General features: G+C 53.6%; 13 protein-coding genes. 11 read left to right on the top strand and 2 right to left on the bottom strand.

The genetic code is table 11. From position 1 onward, the window contains the following. Positions 1 to 19: 19 nt before the first annotated feature. Both gppA and rhlB read right to left on the bottom strand, forming a co-directional pair. Positions 20 to 1504 carry a guanosine-5'-triphosphate,3'-diphosphate diphosphatase gene (gene gppA, locus ACQ3G7_RS23185; RefSeq protein ID WP_430892506.1) on the bottom strand — a complete coding sequence of 495 codons (1485 nt, stop codon included), beginning with the start codon at positions 1502 to 1504 and terminating at the stop codon, positions 20 to 22. A 6-nt stretch (positions 1505 to 1510) separates the two neighbouring features. After that, on the bottom strand, positions 1511 to 2779 hold the full coding sequence (gene rhlB, locus ACQ3G7_RS23190) for an ATP-dependent RNA helicase RhlB (RefSeq protein ID WP_263098556.1): 1269 nt from the start codon (positions 2777 to 2779) through the stop codon (positions 1511 to 1513). A 144-nt stretch (positions 2780 to 2923) separates the two neighbouring features. Here rhlB and trxA point away from each other — a divergent pair, with 144 nt between their 5' ends. From trxA to wzyE, 11 genes are all read left to right on the top strand, one after another. After that, the gene (gene trxA, locus ACQ3G7_RS23195) at positions 2924 to 3253 is read left to right on the top strand and encodes a thioredoxin TrxA (RefSeq protein ID WP_061499209.1); all 330 of its coding nucleotides are present in this window, start codon (positions 2924 to 2926) and stop codon (positions 3251 to 3253) included. Positions 3254 to 3595: 342 nt separating this feature from the next. Then, positions 3596 to 4855 carry a transcription termination factor Rho gene (gene rho / locus ACQ3G7_RS23200; protein ID WP_004386383.1) on the top strand — a complete coding sequence of 420 codons (1260 nt, stop codon included), beginning with the start codon at positions 3596 to 3598 and terminating at the stop codon, positions 4853 to 4855. A 243-nt stretch (positions 4856 to 5098) separates the two neighbouring features. Further along, positions 5099 to 6202: a UDP-N-acetylglucosamine--undecaprenyl-phosphate N-acetylglucosaminephosphotransferase gene (wecA, locus tag ACQ3G7_RS23205; RefSeq protein WP_430892509.1), complete on the top strand. Its 1104-nt coding sequence runs from the start codon at positions 5099 to 5101 to the stop codon at positions 6200 to 6202. A 13-nt stretch (positions 6203 to 6215) separates the two neighbouring features. Next, a complete protein-coding gene (gene wzzE, locus ACQ3G7_RS23210; RefSeq protein ID WP_430892511.1) occupies positions 6216 to 7262 on the top strand; it encodes an ECA polysaccharide chain length modulation protein in 1047 nt (348 codons plus the stop codon). Between the two features lie 57 nt (positions 7263 to 7319). Continuing rightward, positions 7320 to 8450: a non-hydrolyzing UDP-N-acetylglucosamine 2-epimerase gene (gene wecB, locus ACQ3G7_RS23215; protein ID WP_430892513.1), complete on the top strand. Its 1131-nt coding sequence runs from the start codon at positions 7320 to 7322 to the stop codon at positions 8448 to 8450. Further along, positions 8447 to 9709 carry a UDP-N-acetyl-D-mannosamine dehydrogenase gene (gene wecC / locus ACQ3G7_RS23220; protein ID WP_430892515.1) on the top strand — a complete coding sequence of 421 codons (1263 nt, stop codon included), beginning with the start codon at positions 8447 to 8449 and terminating at the stop codon, positions 9707 to 9709. The genes wecB and wecC overlap by 4 nt, the downstream gene beginning before the upstream one ends. Positions 9710 to 9726: 17 nt before the next feature. Next, a complete protein-coding gene (gene rffC / locus ACQ3G7_RS23225) occupies positions 9727 to 10404 on the top strand; it encodes a dTDP-4-amino-4,6-dideoxy-D-galactose acyltransferase (protein ID WP_430892517.1) in 678 nt (225 codons plus the stop codon). 4 nt (positions 10405 to 10408) lie between these two features. Continuing rightward, entirely contained in the window at positions 10409 to 11539 is a 1131-nt protein-coding gene (gene rffA / locus ACQ3G7_RS23230; RefSeq protein WP_430892519.1) for a dTDP-4-amino-4,6-dideoxygalactose transaminase, read from the top strand. A 1-nt stretch (position 11540) separates the two neighbouring features. Further along, positions 11541 to 12791 (top strand): lipid III flippase WzxE, encoded by a 1251-nt coding sequence (wzxE, locus tag ACQ3G7_RS23235; RefSeq protein ID WP_430892521.1) that lies wholly within the window; start codon positions 11541 to 11543, stop codon positions 12789 to 12791. Further along, complete coding sequence (locus ACQ3G7_RS23240) at positions 12788 to 13867, top strand: TDP-N-acetylfucosamine:lipid II N-acetylfucosaminyltransferase (protein ID WP_430892523.1); 1080 nt, start codon at positions 12788 to 12790, stop codon at positions 13865 to 13867. Before wzxE ends, ACQ3G7_RS23240 begins: the two co-directional genes overlap by 4 nt. Then, a complete protein-coding gene (gene wzyE / locus ACQ3G7_RS23245; protein WP_263098547.1) occupies positions 13864 to 15216 on the top strand; it encodes an ECA oligosaccharide polymerase in 1353 nt (450 codons plus the stop codon). Before ACQ3G7_RS23240 ends, wzyE begins: the two co-directional genes overlap by 4 nt. Positions 15217 to 15223: the final 7 nt, after the last annotated feature.

Here is a 15223-nt window from a genome sequence, read left to right on the forward strand (position 1 = left end):
CCTTACCAACACTTACGGGTTACCGGATTTCCAGCGCCCAGTGTACATAGCTCTGCCACTGGCTTTCCTGCTCGATCAACTCTGTGCCCAGCGGATGACTTGCCAGCCAGCCCTGAGGAAGCGTCAGCGTCAGTTTCTCACCTTGTGCGCTAACAGCAATGTCTGGCAGCAGGTCGTCACGACGACGGTTGGCAAAGATAATCGCCAGACGCAGTAAGCGGCACAGATGTTCCGCAACGCGTGGCGGCACGGCGTTTTGCTGATGCAAAGACGACAGATCAACCGCGTTGGTCTGGTTCAGCAGCAGTGTGGCAAGCAGTTTTTTCTGGGCTGGCGTAAAGCCAGGCAGGTCGAGATTTCGTACCAGCCAGGCGGCATGCAGCGGCGCCTGTTTGAACTCAATGCTGAGACCAATTTCGTGAAGTTCGCAGGCAACTTTCAGGATATCGATGCTATAAGCATCAAGATCCCATGTTTTTGCAACGCCCTGCGCAAAACGTCCCGCCAGTGTAGAGACACGTCTTGACTGATCGGTGTCGATGATAAAACGGCGCTGAATATTGCGCAGCGTTCGGCTGCGAATATCCTGATCGACCGCCAGATGCAACATGCCGTAGACCAGACCTTCACGCAACGCGCCGCCGGCGAGCGTCATGCTTTCAATATTCATCTCAGTGAAAATGGCGATCAAAATTGCCAGCCCGCTTGGGAATACCAGCGCACGCTCCAACGTTAGACCTTCGATTTCCAGCTCTTCAAGGCGCCCGCACTGAATCGCGCGCTGCTTCAACTGTTGCAGTTTGGCGAGGGTAATACGTTCATCCATCCCTTGCGCCATCATGATCTCTTGCAACGCCTGAACCGTACCGGATGCGCCGACGCAGACTTTCCAGCCGTGGCGACGAAGCTCACCGGCGACCGGACGCAATACTTCACGAGCCGCAAGCTCTGCCGCGTGGAAATTCTCCTGCCCGAGGTTGCGATCGGTAAAAAAACGTTCAAGCCAGGTCACACAGCCCATCGAAAGGCTGAATAGCGACGTGGTTTGCGCGCCGGTGCCGGTTACCAGTTCGGTGCTTGCGCCGCCGATATCCACGACCAGGCGCTGATCGGCGCCGCCCGTTGTGTGGGCAACGCCCTGATATATCAGGCGCGCTTCCTCTTCACCGCTGATGACTTGCACCGGGCAGCCGAGGATCTCTTGTGCTTTGTCGAGGAATGTCCGGGCGTTAACCGCCAGACGTAGCGTGGCGGTTGCCACGACGCGGATTTGCTCTTGCGGGATATCCTGCAGTCGTTCAGAAAACAGCCGCAGACATTGCCAGCCGCGCTCCATGGCTTCCTGAGAAAGACGATTTTCGCTACTCAGGCCGGCAGCCAGGCGAACCTTGCGTTTGATGCGGGACAGCGTCTGGATACTGCCCGCCACCTCGCGCACAACCAGCATATGAAAACTGTTGGAACCGAGATCAATAGCTGCATAGAGCGAGGCGGAACCGAGCATATTTTTCTAACCTGAACGACGACGATTACGTGGCGCGCCACCGCTGCGACGCGGGCCATTGCCGGAGCGGGTGCGCGTCAGGCGTTTTGGCGGCGGCAATTCGCTGAGCAGGGCATCCGGATTGTATTTACTGACCGGAATGGAGTGGCCAATATACGTTTCAATTGCAGGCAGATTCAGCGCGTATTCTTCACAGGCCAGGCTGATGGAATTACCGCTTGCGCCAGCACGACCAGTACGACCGATACGGTGCACATAATCTTCGCAATCATCCGGCAGATCGTAGTTAAAAACATGCGTGACGGCTGGAATGTGCAGGCCGCGCGCAGCAACGTCCGTCGCTACCAGAATATCAAGATCGCCACGCGTGAATTCATCGAGAATGCGCAGGCGTTTTTTCTGCGCCACATCGCCCGTCAATAAACCGACACGGTGACCATCCGCAGCCAGGTGACCCCAGATATCTTCACAACGATGTTTGGTGTTGGCGAAAATAATCGCGCGATCCGGCCACTCTTCTTCAATCAGCGTTTGCAGTAAACGCATTTTTTCATCGTTGGACGGGTAGAACAGCTCTTCTTTGATACGGTGGCCGGTTTTCTGTTCCGGTTCGACTTCCACGTATTCAGCGTTGTTCATTTGCTCGAACGCCAGTTCACGCACCCGGTAGGAGAGGGTGGCGGAGAACAGCATATTGAGACGCTGGTCGGTTGCCGGCATACGACGGAACAACCAACGGATATCTTTAATAAAGCCCAGATCGTACATACGATCGGCTTCGTCCAGCACCACGACCTGGATCGCGCCCAGGTTAATATGGTTCTGTTTGGTGTAATCAATAAGGCGGCCTGTGGTGCCGATCAGAATATCGACGCCGCTTTCCAGCACTTTCAGTTGCTTGTCGTAGCCATCGCCGCCGTAAGCCAGGCCCAGTTTCAGGCCTGTCGCCTGCGCCAGGGGCTCCGCATCGGCGTGGATTTGTACCGCAAGTTCACGTGTCGGCGCCATAATAATCGCGCGCGGCTGGTTCACTTTACGGTCTTCGATCGCCGGGTGAGAAAGGAGATAGTGAAACGTTGACGTTAAAAACGCCATCGTTTTGCCGGTACCGGTTTGCGCCTGACCTGCAACATCACGGCCCGCCAGCGTCAGCGGAAGGGCCAGGGCCTGAATAGGCGTGCAATTATGAAACCCTTTATTTTCAAGGGCCTCAATCACTTTTGGGTGCAGGGCGAAGTCGGAAAACTTCTGTTCTGTTAAATGTGTTTTGCTCATAGTGTGGTAGAATATCAGCTTACTATTGCTTTACGAAAGCGTATCCGGTGAAATAAAGTCAACCTTTAGTTGGTTATTGTGGCATCAACACGTTGCTGTTTTATGCTACACCAACACGCCAGGCTTATTCCTGTGGAGTTATATATGAGCGATAAAATTATTCACCTGACTGACGATAGTTTTGACACGGATGTACTCAAAGCAAACGGGCTTGTTCTCGTCGATTTCTGGGCAGAGTGGTGTGGTCCGTGTAAAATGATCGCCCCGATTCTGGATGAAGTCGCTACTGAGTACGAAGGCAAACTGACCGTTGCCAAGCTGAACATTGACCAGAACCCAGGTACCGCGCCGAAGTACGGTATTCGTGGGATTCCAACCCTTCTGCTGTTCAAAAACGGCGAAGTGGCGGCAACCAAAGTCGGCGCTTTGTCTAAAGGCCAACTGAAAGAGTTCCTGGACGCCAACCTGGCGTAACCTGGGCTCAGCCGGCGCGCCAGCACTCCTATTTTATGTGGATCGCTGGACGCCCGGCTTCAGCCGTGCTAACTTTGTTTTGACTTCGTTTTGAACATACCTTAGTAGTTTGAATCTTGCATTACCCCGATACTTCCCGCAGAGCAGCACTGCCGCGAGAGAAGTAGACAGATTCCGGGCTTGTCACTCATTCCGTCTTATCGTTTCAGTTCTGCGTACTTTCCTGTGACCAGACGCCGATCGGACATGAGTTGATGGCCGTTAACAGGCATGGATGACCCTGCCATACCATTCACAACATTAAGTTCGAGATTTACCCCGAGTTTAAGAACCCACACCATTATGAATCTTACCGAATTAAAGAATACGCCGGTTTCTGAGCTGATCACTCTCGGCGAAAATATGGGGCTGGAAAACCTGGCCCGTATGCGCAAACAGGACATCATTTTTGCCATCCTGAAGCAGCACGCGAAGAGTGGCGAAGATATCTTTGGCGACGGTGTGCTGGAGATTCTGCAGGATGGATTTGGTTTCCTCCGCTCCGCAGACAGCTCCTACCTCGCCGGTCCTGACGACATCTACGTTTCTCCCAGCCAAATCCGCCGCTTCAACCTCCGCACCGGTGACACCATTTCAGGTAAGATTCGCCCACCTAAAGAAGGTGAACGTTACTTTGCACTGCTGAAAGTTAACGAGGTGAACTTCGATAAGCCGGAGAATGCGCGCAACAAGATTCTGTTCGAGAACCTGACGCCGCTGCATGCGAACTCTCGTCTGCGTATGGAACGCGGTAATGGCTCAACCGAAGACTTAACTGCACGCGTTCTGGATCTGGCGTCGCCGATCGGTCGCGGTCAGCGTGGTCTGATTGTTGCACCGCCGAAAGCCGGTAAAACCATGCTGCTGCAGAACATCGCGCAGAGCATCGCGTACAACCATCCAGACTGTGTGCTGATGGTGCTGCTGATTGACGAACGTCCGGAAGAAGTGACCGAGATGCAGCGTCTGGTGAAAGGCGAAGTGGTTGCTTCTACCTTTGACGAACCGGCTTCCCGCCACGTGCAGGTTGCTGAGATGGTCATCGAAAAAGCCAAGCGCCTGGTTGAGCACAAGAAAGACGTCATCATTCTGCTGGACTCCATTACCCGTCTGGCGCGTGCCTACAACACCGTAGTACCGGCATCCGGTAAAGTGTTAACCGGTGGTGTGGATGCAAACGCCCTGCATCGTCCGAAGCGTTTCTTCGGTGCTGCGCGTAACGTGGAAGAGGGCGGCAGCCTGACTATCATCGCAACGGCGCTGATCGATACCGGTTCGAAGATGGACGAGGTGATTTACGAAGAGTTTAAAGGCACCGGTAACATGGAGCTGCACCTCTCCCGTAAAATTGCTGAAAAACGTGTATTCCCGGCAATTGATTACAACCGTTCCGGTACGCGTAAAGAAGAGCTGCTCACCACGCAGGAAGAGCTGCAGAAAATGTGGATATTGCGCAAAATCATTCACCCGATGGGTGAGATCGATGCGATGGAGTTCCTCATTAACAAGCTGGCGATGACGAAGACGAATGATGAGTTCTTCGACATGATGAAGCGCTCTTAAAACAAATAAACCCCGGATGCGCCACGTTTTTACGTGGCGTTTTTTATTTATGGGCTATACGCTATATGCACTGGGACAGGCATTGTCCGACACAGACCGCGTCAAAAGGAAATATTCCCTTGTGAATTCCTCATTTGGCTGAAAAATAAACAATAACGTCTGTGAATGACCTGCTTTCTCCTTTTATGGAGCGTGGCATCGTCGTTATACTGCCGGGATCAACATTCGCTGAGAGCATGCATTGTGAATTTACTCACTGCGTTTACTGAGTTATTCAGTATTTTCTTGTTCACTACTGTCTTCTTGTTCTTTGCCAGGAAAATGGCGAAGCATGTGGGGCTGGTGGACAAACCTAACTACCGAAAACGGCATCAGGGACTGATTCCGCTGGTTGGGGGAATTTCAGTCTACGCTGGTATCTGCTTTACCTTCGCTATTACAAACGATTATATCCCTCATGCTGCGCTCTATCTGAGCTGTGCAGGGCTGCTGGTCTTTGTCGGCGCGTTGGACGATCGCTTTGATATTAGCGTCAAGATCCGTGCGGCTATCCAGGCAGGGATCGCAGTCGTAATGATGGTGGTGGGCAAACTCTATCTGAGCAGCCTTGGTTTCATCTTTGGTTCCTGGGAGATGGTGCTGGGGCCTTTCGGCTATCTGCTTACGTTGTTTGCGGTATGGGCCGCGATCAACGCCTTTAATATGGTGGACGGCATTGATGGCCTGCTGGGCGGGTTGTCATGTGTTTCCTTCGCCGCTATTGGCATCATTTTATGGTTTGATGGTCAGTTCAGCCTGGCGATTTGGTGCTTCGCGATGATTGCAGCGATTGTGCCCTATATCCTGTTGAATCTCGGTGTCCTTGGCCGCCGCTACAAAGTTTTTATGGGTGATGCTGGCAGTACGTTGATCGGTTTTACTGTCATCTGGATTTTACTGGAAACCACCCAGGGTAAGACGCATCCCATTAGCCCGGTTACCGCATTATGGATCATCGCCATTCCGTTGATGGATATGGTGGCGATTACCTATCGTCGACTGCGTAAAGGCATGAGCCCTTTTTCGCCAGATCGCCAACATATCCACCATTTAATTATGCGGGCAGGTTTCACTTCCCGTCAGGCCTTTATGCTTATCACTCTTGCGGCCGCGCTGTTGGCGACCATTGGCGTGGTGACTGAGTACCTTCATTTCATTCCAGAATGGGTAATGTTGGCATTATTTTTGCTATCTTTCTTATTGTATGGCTACTGTATTAAGCGTGCATGGAAAGTGGCGCGTTTTATCAAGCGGGTAAAACGCAGGATACGCCGTAACAAACACCAAAAATCAACACTAACCAAGTAAAACCAGGAAAGCGATGATTCAACCAGCGTCGGAAGCAACTTCAACAGCTACGGAAAATGAACTGGATATCCGGGGCTTGTTTCGTACCCTTTGGTCGGGGAAATTGTGGATTGGAGGGGTGGCGCTGCTGTTTGCATTGTTCGCGTTAGCCTGGACATTTTTCGCTCCCCAGGAGTGGAGCGCCACTGCAATCACCGACAGGCCGACGGTCAATATGCTCGGCGGGTATTACTCTCAGCAGCAGTTTTTGCGCAATCTGGATGTGAAGGCTAACCTGGCATCAGCGGATCAACCGTCTGTCATGGATGAGGCGTATAAAGAGTTCATTATGCAGCTCGCTTCCTGGGATACGCGCCGTGATTTTTGGTCACAAACGGATTACTACAAGCAGCGTCGGGTGGGCAATAGCAAAGAGGATGCCGCCATGCTGGATGAGCTGATAAACAATATCCAGTACACCCCCGGCGATGCGGCTCGTAACCTGAAGGACAATGTGAAGCTTATTGCTGAAACCGCGCCGGATGCGAATAACTTGCTGCGTCAGTATGTCGCTTTCGCCAGCCAGCGTGCTGCCAGCCATTTAAACGATGAGCTGAAAGGCGCATGGGCTGCCCGGACTATCCAGATGAAAGCGCAGGTTAAACGCCAGGAAGAGGTGGCAAAAGCGATTTATAACCGGCGTCAGCGCAACGTTGAACAGGCGCTGAAAGTTGCTGAGCAGAATAATATCTCTCGCAATGAAACCGAGGTTCCGCCGGATGAGTTACCCGATTCGGAACTGTTTATGCTGGGCCGCCCAATGCTGAAGGCACGTCTGGAAAACCTTCAGGCAGTGGGGCCGCAATTCGATCTGGACTATGATCAAAACCGGGCCATGCTGAATACGTTGAATGTCGGCCCCACACTTGATCCTCGTTTTCAGACTTATCGTTATTTGCGCACGCCGGAAGAACCGGTAAAACGCGACAGCCCGCGTCGTGCCTTCATGATGATCATGTGGGGAATTGTTGGAGCGTTAACAGGAGCCGGGGTTGCATTAACGCGACGCCGTTCGGATTAAACGCCGTCTGCGATGAAGGCGCTTTGCGCCTTCATCATCTACTCGAAGAGAATCGTTGTGAAAGTACTTACCGTATTTGGCACGCGACCAGAAGCCATCAAAATGGCTCCGCTGGTACATGCGCTGGCAAGGGATCCTGACTTTGAGGCGAGGGTTTGCGTCACTGCGCAGCATCGGGAGATGCTTGATCAGGTGCTGAACCTCTTCTCAATTGTTCCGGATTACGACCTGAATATTATGCGCCCTGGGCAAGGGCTAACCGAAATCACCTGCGGCATCCTTGAAGGACTTAAACCCATTCTTGAGTCCTTCCGTCCGGATGTGGTGCTGGTGCATGGCGACACCACGACAACTATTTCGGCGAGCCTTGCTGCATTTTACCAGCGTATTCCGGTTGGGCACGTGGAAGCCGGGCTGCGTACTGGCGATCTTTCATCCCCCTGGCCGGAAGAAGCCAATCGTACATTGACCGGCCATCTGGCAATGTATCACTTTGCGCCAACGGAGAATTCTCGCCACAACCTGCTGCAAGAAAATATTGCCGATAACCGTATTTTCGTCACCGGTAATACGGTTATCGATGCGCTTTTCTGGGTGCGCGATAGCGTACTGAAAGACCTTTCGTTACATGGCGAGCTGGCGGCGCGCTACCCGTTCCTCGACGACAATAAAAAACTCATTCTGGTGACGGGCCATCGTCGTGAGAGTTTTGGCCGCGGATTTGAGCAGATTTGCCACGCGCTGGCGGATATTGCTGCACAACATGATGAGGTGCAGATTGTCTATCCGGTACACCTGAACCCGAATGTCAGCGAGCCGGTGAATCGTATCCTCAGCCAGGTTGAGAATGTGACGTTGATTGAACCGCAGGACTATTTACCGTTCTTGTGGTTGATGAATCATGCATGGCTGATCCTCACCGATTCGGGTGGGATTCAGGAAGAAGCGCCATCACTGGGGAAACCGGTGCTGGTGATGAGGGACACCACGGAGCGACCGGAAGCGGTCGACGCCGGAACGGTAAAACTGGTCGGCACGGACCGCCAGCGCATTGTCGAAGAGGTTACGCGCCTGCTTCACGATAATGACGCCTGGCAGACCATGAGTCGTGCGCATAATCCGTATGGAGACGGGCAGGCTTGTCGTCGCATTTTGCACGCACTTAAAAACAATCGGGTAACACTATGAGCTTTACAACCATTTCCGTCATTGGCCTCGGATACATTGGCCTTCCTACTGCAGCGGCGTTTGCCTCCCGGCAAAAGCAGGTTATCGGGGTTGATATCAACGCGCGCGCCGTGGAAACCATTAATCGCGGAGAGATCCATATTGTCGAGCCGGAACTGGATAACGTCGTAAAAGCGGCGGTGGAAGGCGGATATCTGCGCGCCAGCACCACGCCGGTCGCAGCAGATGCCTACCTGATCGCTGTACCCACGCCATTTAAAGGCGAGCATGAGCCGGATATGGTTTATGTCGAAGCGGCGGCAAAATCCATTGCGCCAGTGTTGAAAAAAGGCGCACTGGTGATCCTTGAATCCACTTCGCCGGTAGGGGCGACGGAGCAAATGGCCGCCTGGCTTGCGGCCGCCCGCCCGGATCTCACCTTCCCGCAGCAGGCGGGGGAAGAGGCCGATATCAATATCGCCTATTGCCCTGAGCGCGTACTGCCGGGGCAAGTCATGGTTGAACTGATTAAAAATGACCGCGTAATTGGCGGCATGACGCCGGTGTGCTCGGCACGCGCCAGCGAGTTGTACAACATTTTCCTCGAAGGTGAATGTGTGGTGACCAACTCCCGCACCGCAGAAATGTGCAAACTCACCGAAAACAGTTTTCGCGACGTCAACATCGCGTTTGCCAACGAGCTGTCGCTGATTTGCGCCGATCAGAACATTAACGTCTGGGAGTTGATCCGTCTGGCAAACCGTCACCCGCGCGTGAATATCCTGCAACCGGGTCCTGGCGTGGGCGGTCACTGCATCGCTGTCGATCCCTGGTTTATTGTGGCGCAGAACCCGCAGCAGGCGCGACTTATTCGTACTGCGCGTGAGGTGAACGATCATAAGCCGCATTGGGTATTGGATCAGGTAAAAGCCACCGTTGCCGATTGTCTGACCACAACTGATAAGCGCGCGAGCGAACTGAAAATCGCCTGTTTTGGGCTGGCTTTTAAACCCAACATCGACGATCTGCGCGAAAGCCCGGCGATGGAAATTACGCGCAGTGTGGCGCAATGGCACGGCGGCGAAACACTGGTGGTTGAACCGAATATCCATCAGCTTCCTGCCTCGCTGACTGGCATCAGTAAACTGGTAAGCATGCAGGAAGCGCTGGCACAGGCGGATGTGCTGATCATGTTGGTCGATCACAAAGAATTTAAAGCGCTGGATGGCAGCCGCATCGCGCAGCGTCACATTGTGGACACCAAAGGCGTCTGGCGCTAATGCGCTAAGGAGACGGGATGGCTCTTCACGGCACGGTAGAGGCACTGGCGTGGGAAAGCGCGTTTTTTGGTATCCGCAGCGCGATCGTGCGCCTGCATCCTGAGGCTCCTGCGCTGAACATTGCTGATTTCGCTGACTGGCCCCGCCTGCAGGTTAAATTGCCAGCGTCGCATACGTACGCTCTGGATGCGCTGCAACAATTCGGTTTTCACCTGGTGGAAGGGGAAATCGACCTGTCGTTAGCTGTGCCAGTTCAGGGATGCGATCCCCATGCAGACGTGGCGAATGTGGACGACATTCCCGTGCTGCGGCAAATGGCGTCCGAAATTTTTGTGCAGAGTCGTTTTCGCGCGCCGTGGTATCCGGCGGATGCCAGCGGGCGTTTCTATGCGCAGTGGATTGAAAACGCCGTAAAAGGTGTGTTTGACCATCAATGCCTGCTGTTTCGCCGCGAGAACGGTGAGATTGCGGGCTTTGTCTCTTTGCGTCAGTTAAACGAGCATGAGGCGCGGATTGGCTTACTGGCCGGTCGTGGGATGGGCGAAAAATTAATGCTGGCTGCCAGCCAATGGGCGCGGCAGCGGCAGTTAACGCAGGTGCGGGTGGCAACCCAGCTTGGGAATACCGCCGCACTTAAACGCTATATTCAAAGTGGGGCGAATGTGGAAAGCACCGCTCTGTGGTTATACAGGTGACGTTATGATCCCCTTCAATGCACCCCCGGTCGTGGGGACGGAACTCGACTACATACAGTCGGCGATGGGCAGCGGTAAATTATGCGGTGATGGCGGCTTTACCCGCCGCTGCCAGCAGTGGATGGAGCAGCGTTTTCACAGTGCGAAAGTGCTCTTGACCCCTTCCTGCACCGCTTCGCTGGAAATGGCGGCGCTGTTGCTGAACATCCAGCCTGGCGATGAAGTGATCATGCCGAGTTATACCTTCGTCTCCACCGCCAATGCCTTTGTGCTGCGTGGGGCGAAAATTGTCTTTGTGGATATCCGCCCGGATACCCTGAATATTGATGAAACCTGTATTGAAGCGGCGATTACCGACAAAACCCGCGTGATTGTACCGGTGCACTATGCCGGGGTGGCCTGCGAAATGGACACCATTATGGCGATTGCAAAACGCCATAACCTGTTTGTGGTGGAAGATGCTGCTCAAGGCGTGATGTCGACCTACAAAGGCCGGGCGCTGGGTACGATCGGGCACATTGGCTGTTTTAGTTTTCACGAAACCAAAAACTACACGGCCGGTGGTGAAGGCGGCGCAACGCTGATTAACGATCGCACGCTGGTTGAACGTGCAGAGATCATTCGCGAAAAAGGCACCAACCGCAGCCAGTTCTTCCGTGGTCAGGTGGATAAATACACCTGGCGGGATATTGGTTCGAGCTATCTGATGGCAGACCTGCAGGCCGCGTATTTGTGGGCGCAGCTTGAAGCGGCTGATCGCATCAATCAGCAGCGTCTGGCGCTATGGCAGACCTATTACGATGCGCTGGCGCCGTTGGCGCGAGCCGGACGTATTGAATTACCTTCTGTTCCGGCAGATTGTGGTCACAATGCGCATATGTTCTATATCAAACTGCGCGATGAGGCCGACCGCAGCAAACTGATCGCTTTCCTGAAAGAGGCGGAGATCCTCGCCGTATTTCACTACATCCCGCTCCATGCTTCTCCGGCAGGAGAACAGTTTGGCGAATTCCACGGCGAAGATCGCTATACCACGCAAGAAAGTGAGCGTTTGCTTCGCCTGCCGCTGTTCTACAACCTGTCGCCTGTTAACCAGCGTACGGTCATTAGCACACTTCTGAGCTATTTCAGCTGATATGTCACTGGCAAAAGCATCGGTATGGACGGCGGCCAGTACGCTGGTCAAAATTGGCGCGGGCTTGCTGGTGATCAAACTCCTTGCGGTGGCTTTTGGGCCATCCGGTGTTGGGCAGGCAGGTAATTTTCGTCAACTCATCACGGTGCTCGGCGTACTCGCGGGCGCCGGGATTTTTAATGGGGTGACGAAATGGGTGGCTCAGCACCATGATGACCCGGCGCGCCTGCGCGTGGTGGTCGGAACATCATCGGCGATGGTGCTCGGTTTCTCTACATTGTTGGCGCTGATCTTTTTGTTTGCCGCCGCGCCTGTCAGTCAGGGCTTATTTGGTCATACTCATTATCAGGGGCTGGTGCGTCTGGTGGCGTTGGTGCAGTTGGGCATCGCATGGGCGAACCTGCTACTGGCGGTAATGAAAGGGTTCCGCGATGCGGTGAGTAATGCGCTGTCGTTAATTATCGGCAGCGTCATTGGTGTGCTGGCATGGTATCTCTGCTTCAAATTGGGCGGGTACCAGGGCGCATTGCTGGGGCTGGCATTGGTGCCCGCGTTGGTGGTGATCCCGGCGTTGGCGATGCTCATACGGCGCGGTGCGGTTCCGCTGGGTTTTTTCAAACCTCAGTGGGATAAGGCACTGGCGGGACAGCTAAGCAAATTTACGCTGATGGCGTTGATCACCTCGTTCACCATGCCGTTGGCTTACGTGATGATGCGAAATCAACTGGCTGCGCATTATAGCTGGGATGAAGTGGGGATCTGGCAAGGGGTAAGCAGTATTTCCGACGCTTACCTGCAATTCATTACCGCGTCGTTCACGGTTTATTTGCTGCCGACACTATCGCGCCTGGCGACAAAGCAGGAGATCTCCCGCGAAATCGTAAAGTCGCTACGTTTTGTTTTACCTGCGGTGGCGGCTGTCAGCCTGACCGTCTGGTTGCTACGCGATGTGGCTATCTGGTTGCTGTTTTCCGATAAGTTTACCGCCATGCGCGATCTCTTTGCCTGGCAACTGATCGGCGACGTATTGAAAGTGGGCGCTTACGTTTTTGGTTATCTGGTGGTCGCCAAAGCGTCGTTACGTTTTTATATTCTGGCGGAAATCAGTCAGTTCACCCTGCTGACGCTGTTTTCCCGTTGGTTAATCCCTGCGCATGGTGCTGCTGGCGCAGCGCAGGCCTATATGGCCACGTATGTTATTTATTTCGCCCTCTGTTGCGGCGTGTTTTTGATTTGGCGTAAGAAGTCATGACTACACTCATTCACGTACTGGGATCGGATATCCCACACCATAATCAGACTGTGCTGCGGTTCTTTAATGACACACTTGCGGCGTCGGGAGCCTATGCTCGCGAATTTATGATTGTCGGGCGTGACGACGGTCAGGGCGCGGATTACCCCGCCCTGACACTGCATTTTTTCCCGGGAAAGAAGGCGCTGGCGCAGGCGGTGATCGCGAAAGCGAAAGCCCAACGTCAACAGCGTTTCTTTTTCCATGGGCAGTTTAATTTTGACATATGGCTGGCGTTATTAACCGGTGCAATAAAGCGTGAGCAGTTCTACTGGCATGCCTGGGGAGCCGATCTGTACGAAGTTTCGCGCAGCCTTAAGTTTCGCCTCTTTTATCCGTTGCGTCGGTTGGCCCAGCGCCGTGTCGGGTGTATTTTTGCGACCCGTGGCGATCTGGCGTGGTTTGGCCAGCGTAATCCCGACGTGCGCGGCGAGTTGCTCTATTTCCCGACGCGCATGGATCCGGCGCTCAATACCATGGCGCATGAACTGCAGCGTGAAGGCCAATTGACGATTCTGGTGGGCAATTCCGGCGATCCAAGCAATGAGCATATTGCGGCGCTGCATGCCATTCATCGCCAGTTTGGCGATACGGTGAAGATCATCGTGCCAATGGGGTATCCGGCCAATAACGACGCGTATATTGAGGCGGTGCGCCGCGCGGGGCTGGCCTTATTTAGCGCTGATAATCTGCGCGTCCTCAGTGAGAAGATGGCCTTTGATGACTATCTGGATCTGCTGGGGACGTGCGATCTCGGATACTTTATTTTTGCCCGCCAGCAAGGGATCGGTACGCTCTGCCTGCTGATTCAGGCGGGTATCCCTTGTGTGCTGAACCGGGAAAACCCGTTCTGGCGCGATATGGTGGCGGAAGATATTCCCGTGCTATTTACCACGGATAACCTGAATGAGGCGGTCGTCCGCGAAGCCAGGCGTCAATTGGTGGCGGTGGATAAAAACGCCATTACCTTTTTTAGCCCGAATTTTATTGCGCCGTGGCATAAAGCGCTGCGCATTGCTGCGGGGAATGCCGGATGAGCCCACTTGAGTTTTGCGGACTGTTTGTCCTCTGGCTGTTGGCATCGCTGTTTATTGCCACATTAACCTGGTTTGAATTCCGTCGGGTGCGTTTTAACTTTAACGTCTTTTTTTCACTGCTCTTTTTGCTGACGTTCTTTTTCGGTTTTCCGCTCACCAGCGTGCTGGTGTTCCGCTTTAACGTGGGTGTTGCGCCGCCCGGTGTGATGATGCAGTCGTTACTGGCGGCAACCTGTTTCTACGGAATTTACTATGTGACGTATAAAACGCGGCTGCGTAAACATGCTGCGCCGGTATCGCGTCGACCGCTGTTCACCATTAACCGGGTTGAGGCGAATCTAACATGGGTGATGTTAATGGTCATCGCACTGGTCAGCGTCAGCATCTTCTTTATGCATAACGGCTTTTTGCTGTTCCGCCTGCAATCCTATAGCCAGATCTTCTCCAGTGAAGTGTCTGGTGTGGCACTTAAGCGCTTCTTTTATTTCTTTATTCCCGCAATGCTGGTGGTCTACTTTTTGCGACAGAGTGCGCAGGCGTGGCTCTTCTTCCTCGTCAGCACGGTCGCTTTCGGTTTGTTGACCTATATGATTGTTGGCGGAACCCGCGCCAATATCATTATCGCGTTCGCGATCTTTTTGTTTATCGGCATTATTCGCGGATGGATCTCGTTATGGATGCTGGCCGCTGCGGGTGTGTTTGGCATCGTCGGCATGTTCTGGCTGGCGATTAAGCGTTACGGGCTGAATGTGAGCGGCGATGAAGCGTTTTATACGTTTCTGTATCTGACGCGTGACACCTTTTCGCCCTGGGAAAATTTGTCGCTGCTGCTGCAAAACTACGACAAGATTGCGTTTCAGGGACTGGCGCCCATCGTGCGCGACTTCTATGTCTTCATTCCGTCCTGGCTGTGGCCAACGCGTCCGAATATTGTGTTGAATACGGCCAATTACTTTACCTGGGAAGTACTGAACAACCACTCTGGCCTTGCGATCTCGCCAACGTTGATCGGCTCTCTGGTGGTGATGGGCGGTGCTGCCTTTATCCCGCTCGGCGCGGTGACGGTGGGGCTCATCATTAAATGGTTTGACTGGTTGTATACTCTTGGCAACCGGGAAACGAACCGCTATAAAGCCGCAATCCTGCATAGCTTCTGCTTTGGTGCGATTTTCAACATGATTGTGCTGGCCCGTGAAGGGCTGGACGCTTTCGTGTCTCGCGTGGTGTTTTTCCTCGTCATCTTCGGTTTCTGCTTGTTACTGGCGAAGCTGCTGTACTGGCTGTTTGATAACGCGGGTCTGATACACAAACGCGGCGAACGCGCGGCAAAACCCCTTTCCCAGATGTGAAGGATAA

Source organism: Kosakonia sp. N21 (genome assembly GCF_050587465.1).
In the GTDB taxonomy this organism is placed as follows: domain Bacteria; phylum Pseudomonadota; class Gammaproteobacteria; order Enterobacterales; family Enterobacteriaceae.

Excerpts from the sequence above, each read along its gene's own strand:
- ACQ3G7_RS23240 (WP_430892523.1), top strand. The coding sequence starts at position 12,788 with ATGACTACACTCATTCACGTACTGGGATCGGATATCCCACACCATAAT.
- wecC (WP_430892515.1), top strand. The coding sequence starts at position 8,447 with ATGAGCTTTACAACCATTTCCGTCATTGGCCTCGGATACATTGGCCTT.
- wzxE (WP_430892521.1), top strand. The coding sequence starts at position 11,541 with ATGTCACTGGCAAAAGCATCGGTATGGACGGCGGCCAGTACGCTGGTC.
- wzzE (WP_430892511.1), top strand. The coding sequence starts at position 6,216 with ATGATTCAACCAGCGTCGGAAGCAACTTCAACAGCTACGGAAAATGAA.
- trxA (WP_061499209.1), top strand. The coding sequence starts at position 2,924 with ATGAGCGATAAAATTATTCACCTGACTGACGATAGTTTTGACACGGAT.
- rho (WP_004386383.1), top strand. The coding sequence starts at position 3,596 with ATGAATCTTACCGAATTAAAGAATACGCCGGTTTCTGAGCTGATCACT.
- gppA (WP_430892506.1), bottom strand. The coding sequence starts at position 1,504 with ATGCTCGGTTCCGCCTCGCTCTATGCAGCTATTGATCTCGGTTCCAAC.
- rhlB (WP_263098556.1), bottom strand. The coding sequence starts at position 2,779 with ATGAGCAAAACACATTTAACAGAACAGAAGTTTTCCGACTTCGCCCTG.
- rffC (WP_430892517.1), top strand. The coding sequence starts at position 9,727 with ATGGCTCTTCACGGCACGGTAGAGGCACTGGCGTGGGAAAGCGCGTTT.
- rffA (WP_430892519.1), top strand. The coding sequence starts at position 10,409 with ATGATCCCCTTCAATGCACCCCCGGTCGTGGGGACGGAACTCGACTAC.
- wzyE (WP_263098547.1), top strand. The coding sequence starts at position 13,864 with ATGAGCCCACTTGAGTTTTGCGGACTGTTTGTCCTCTGGCTGTTGGCA.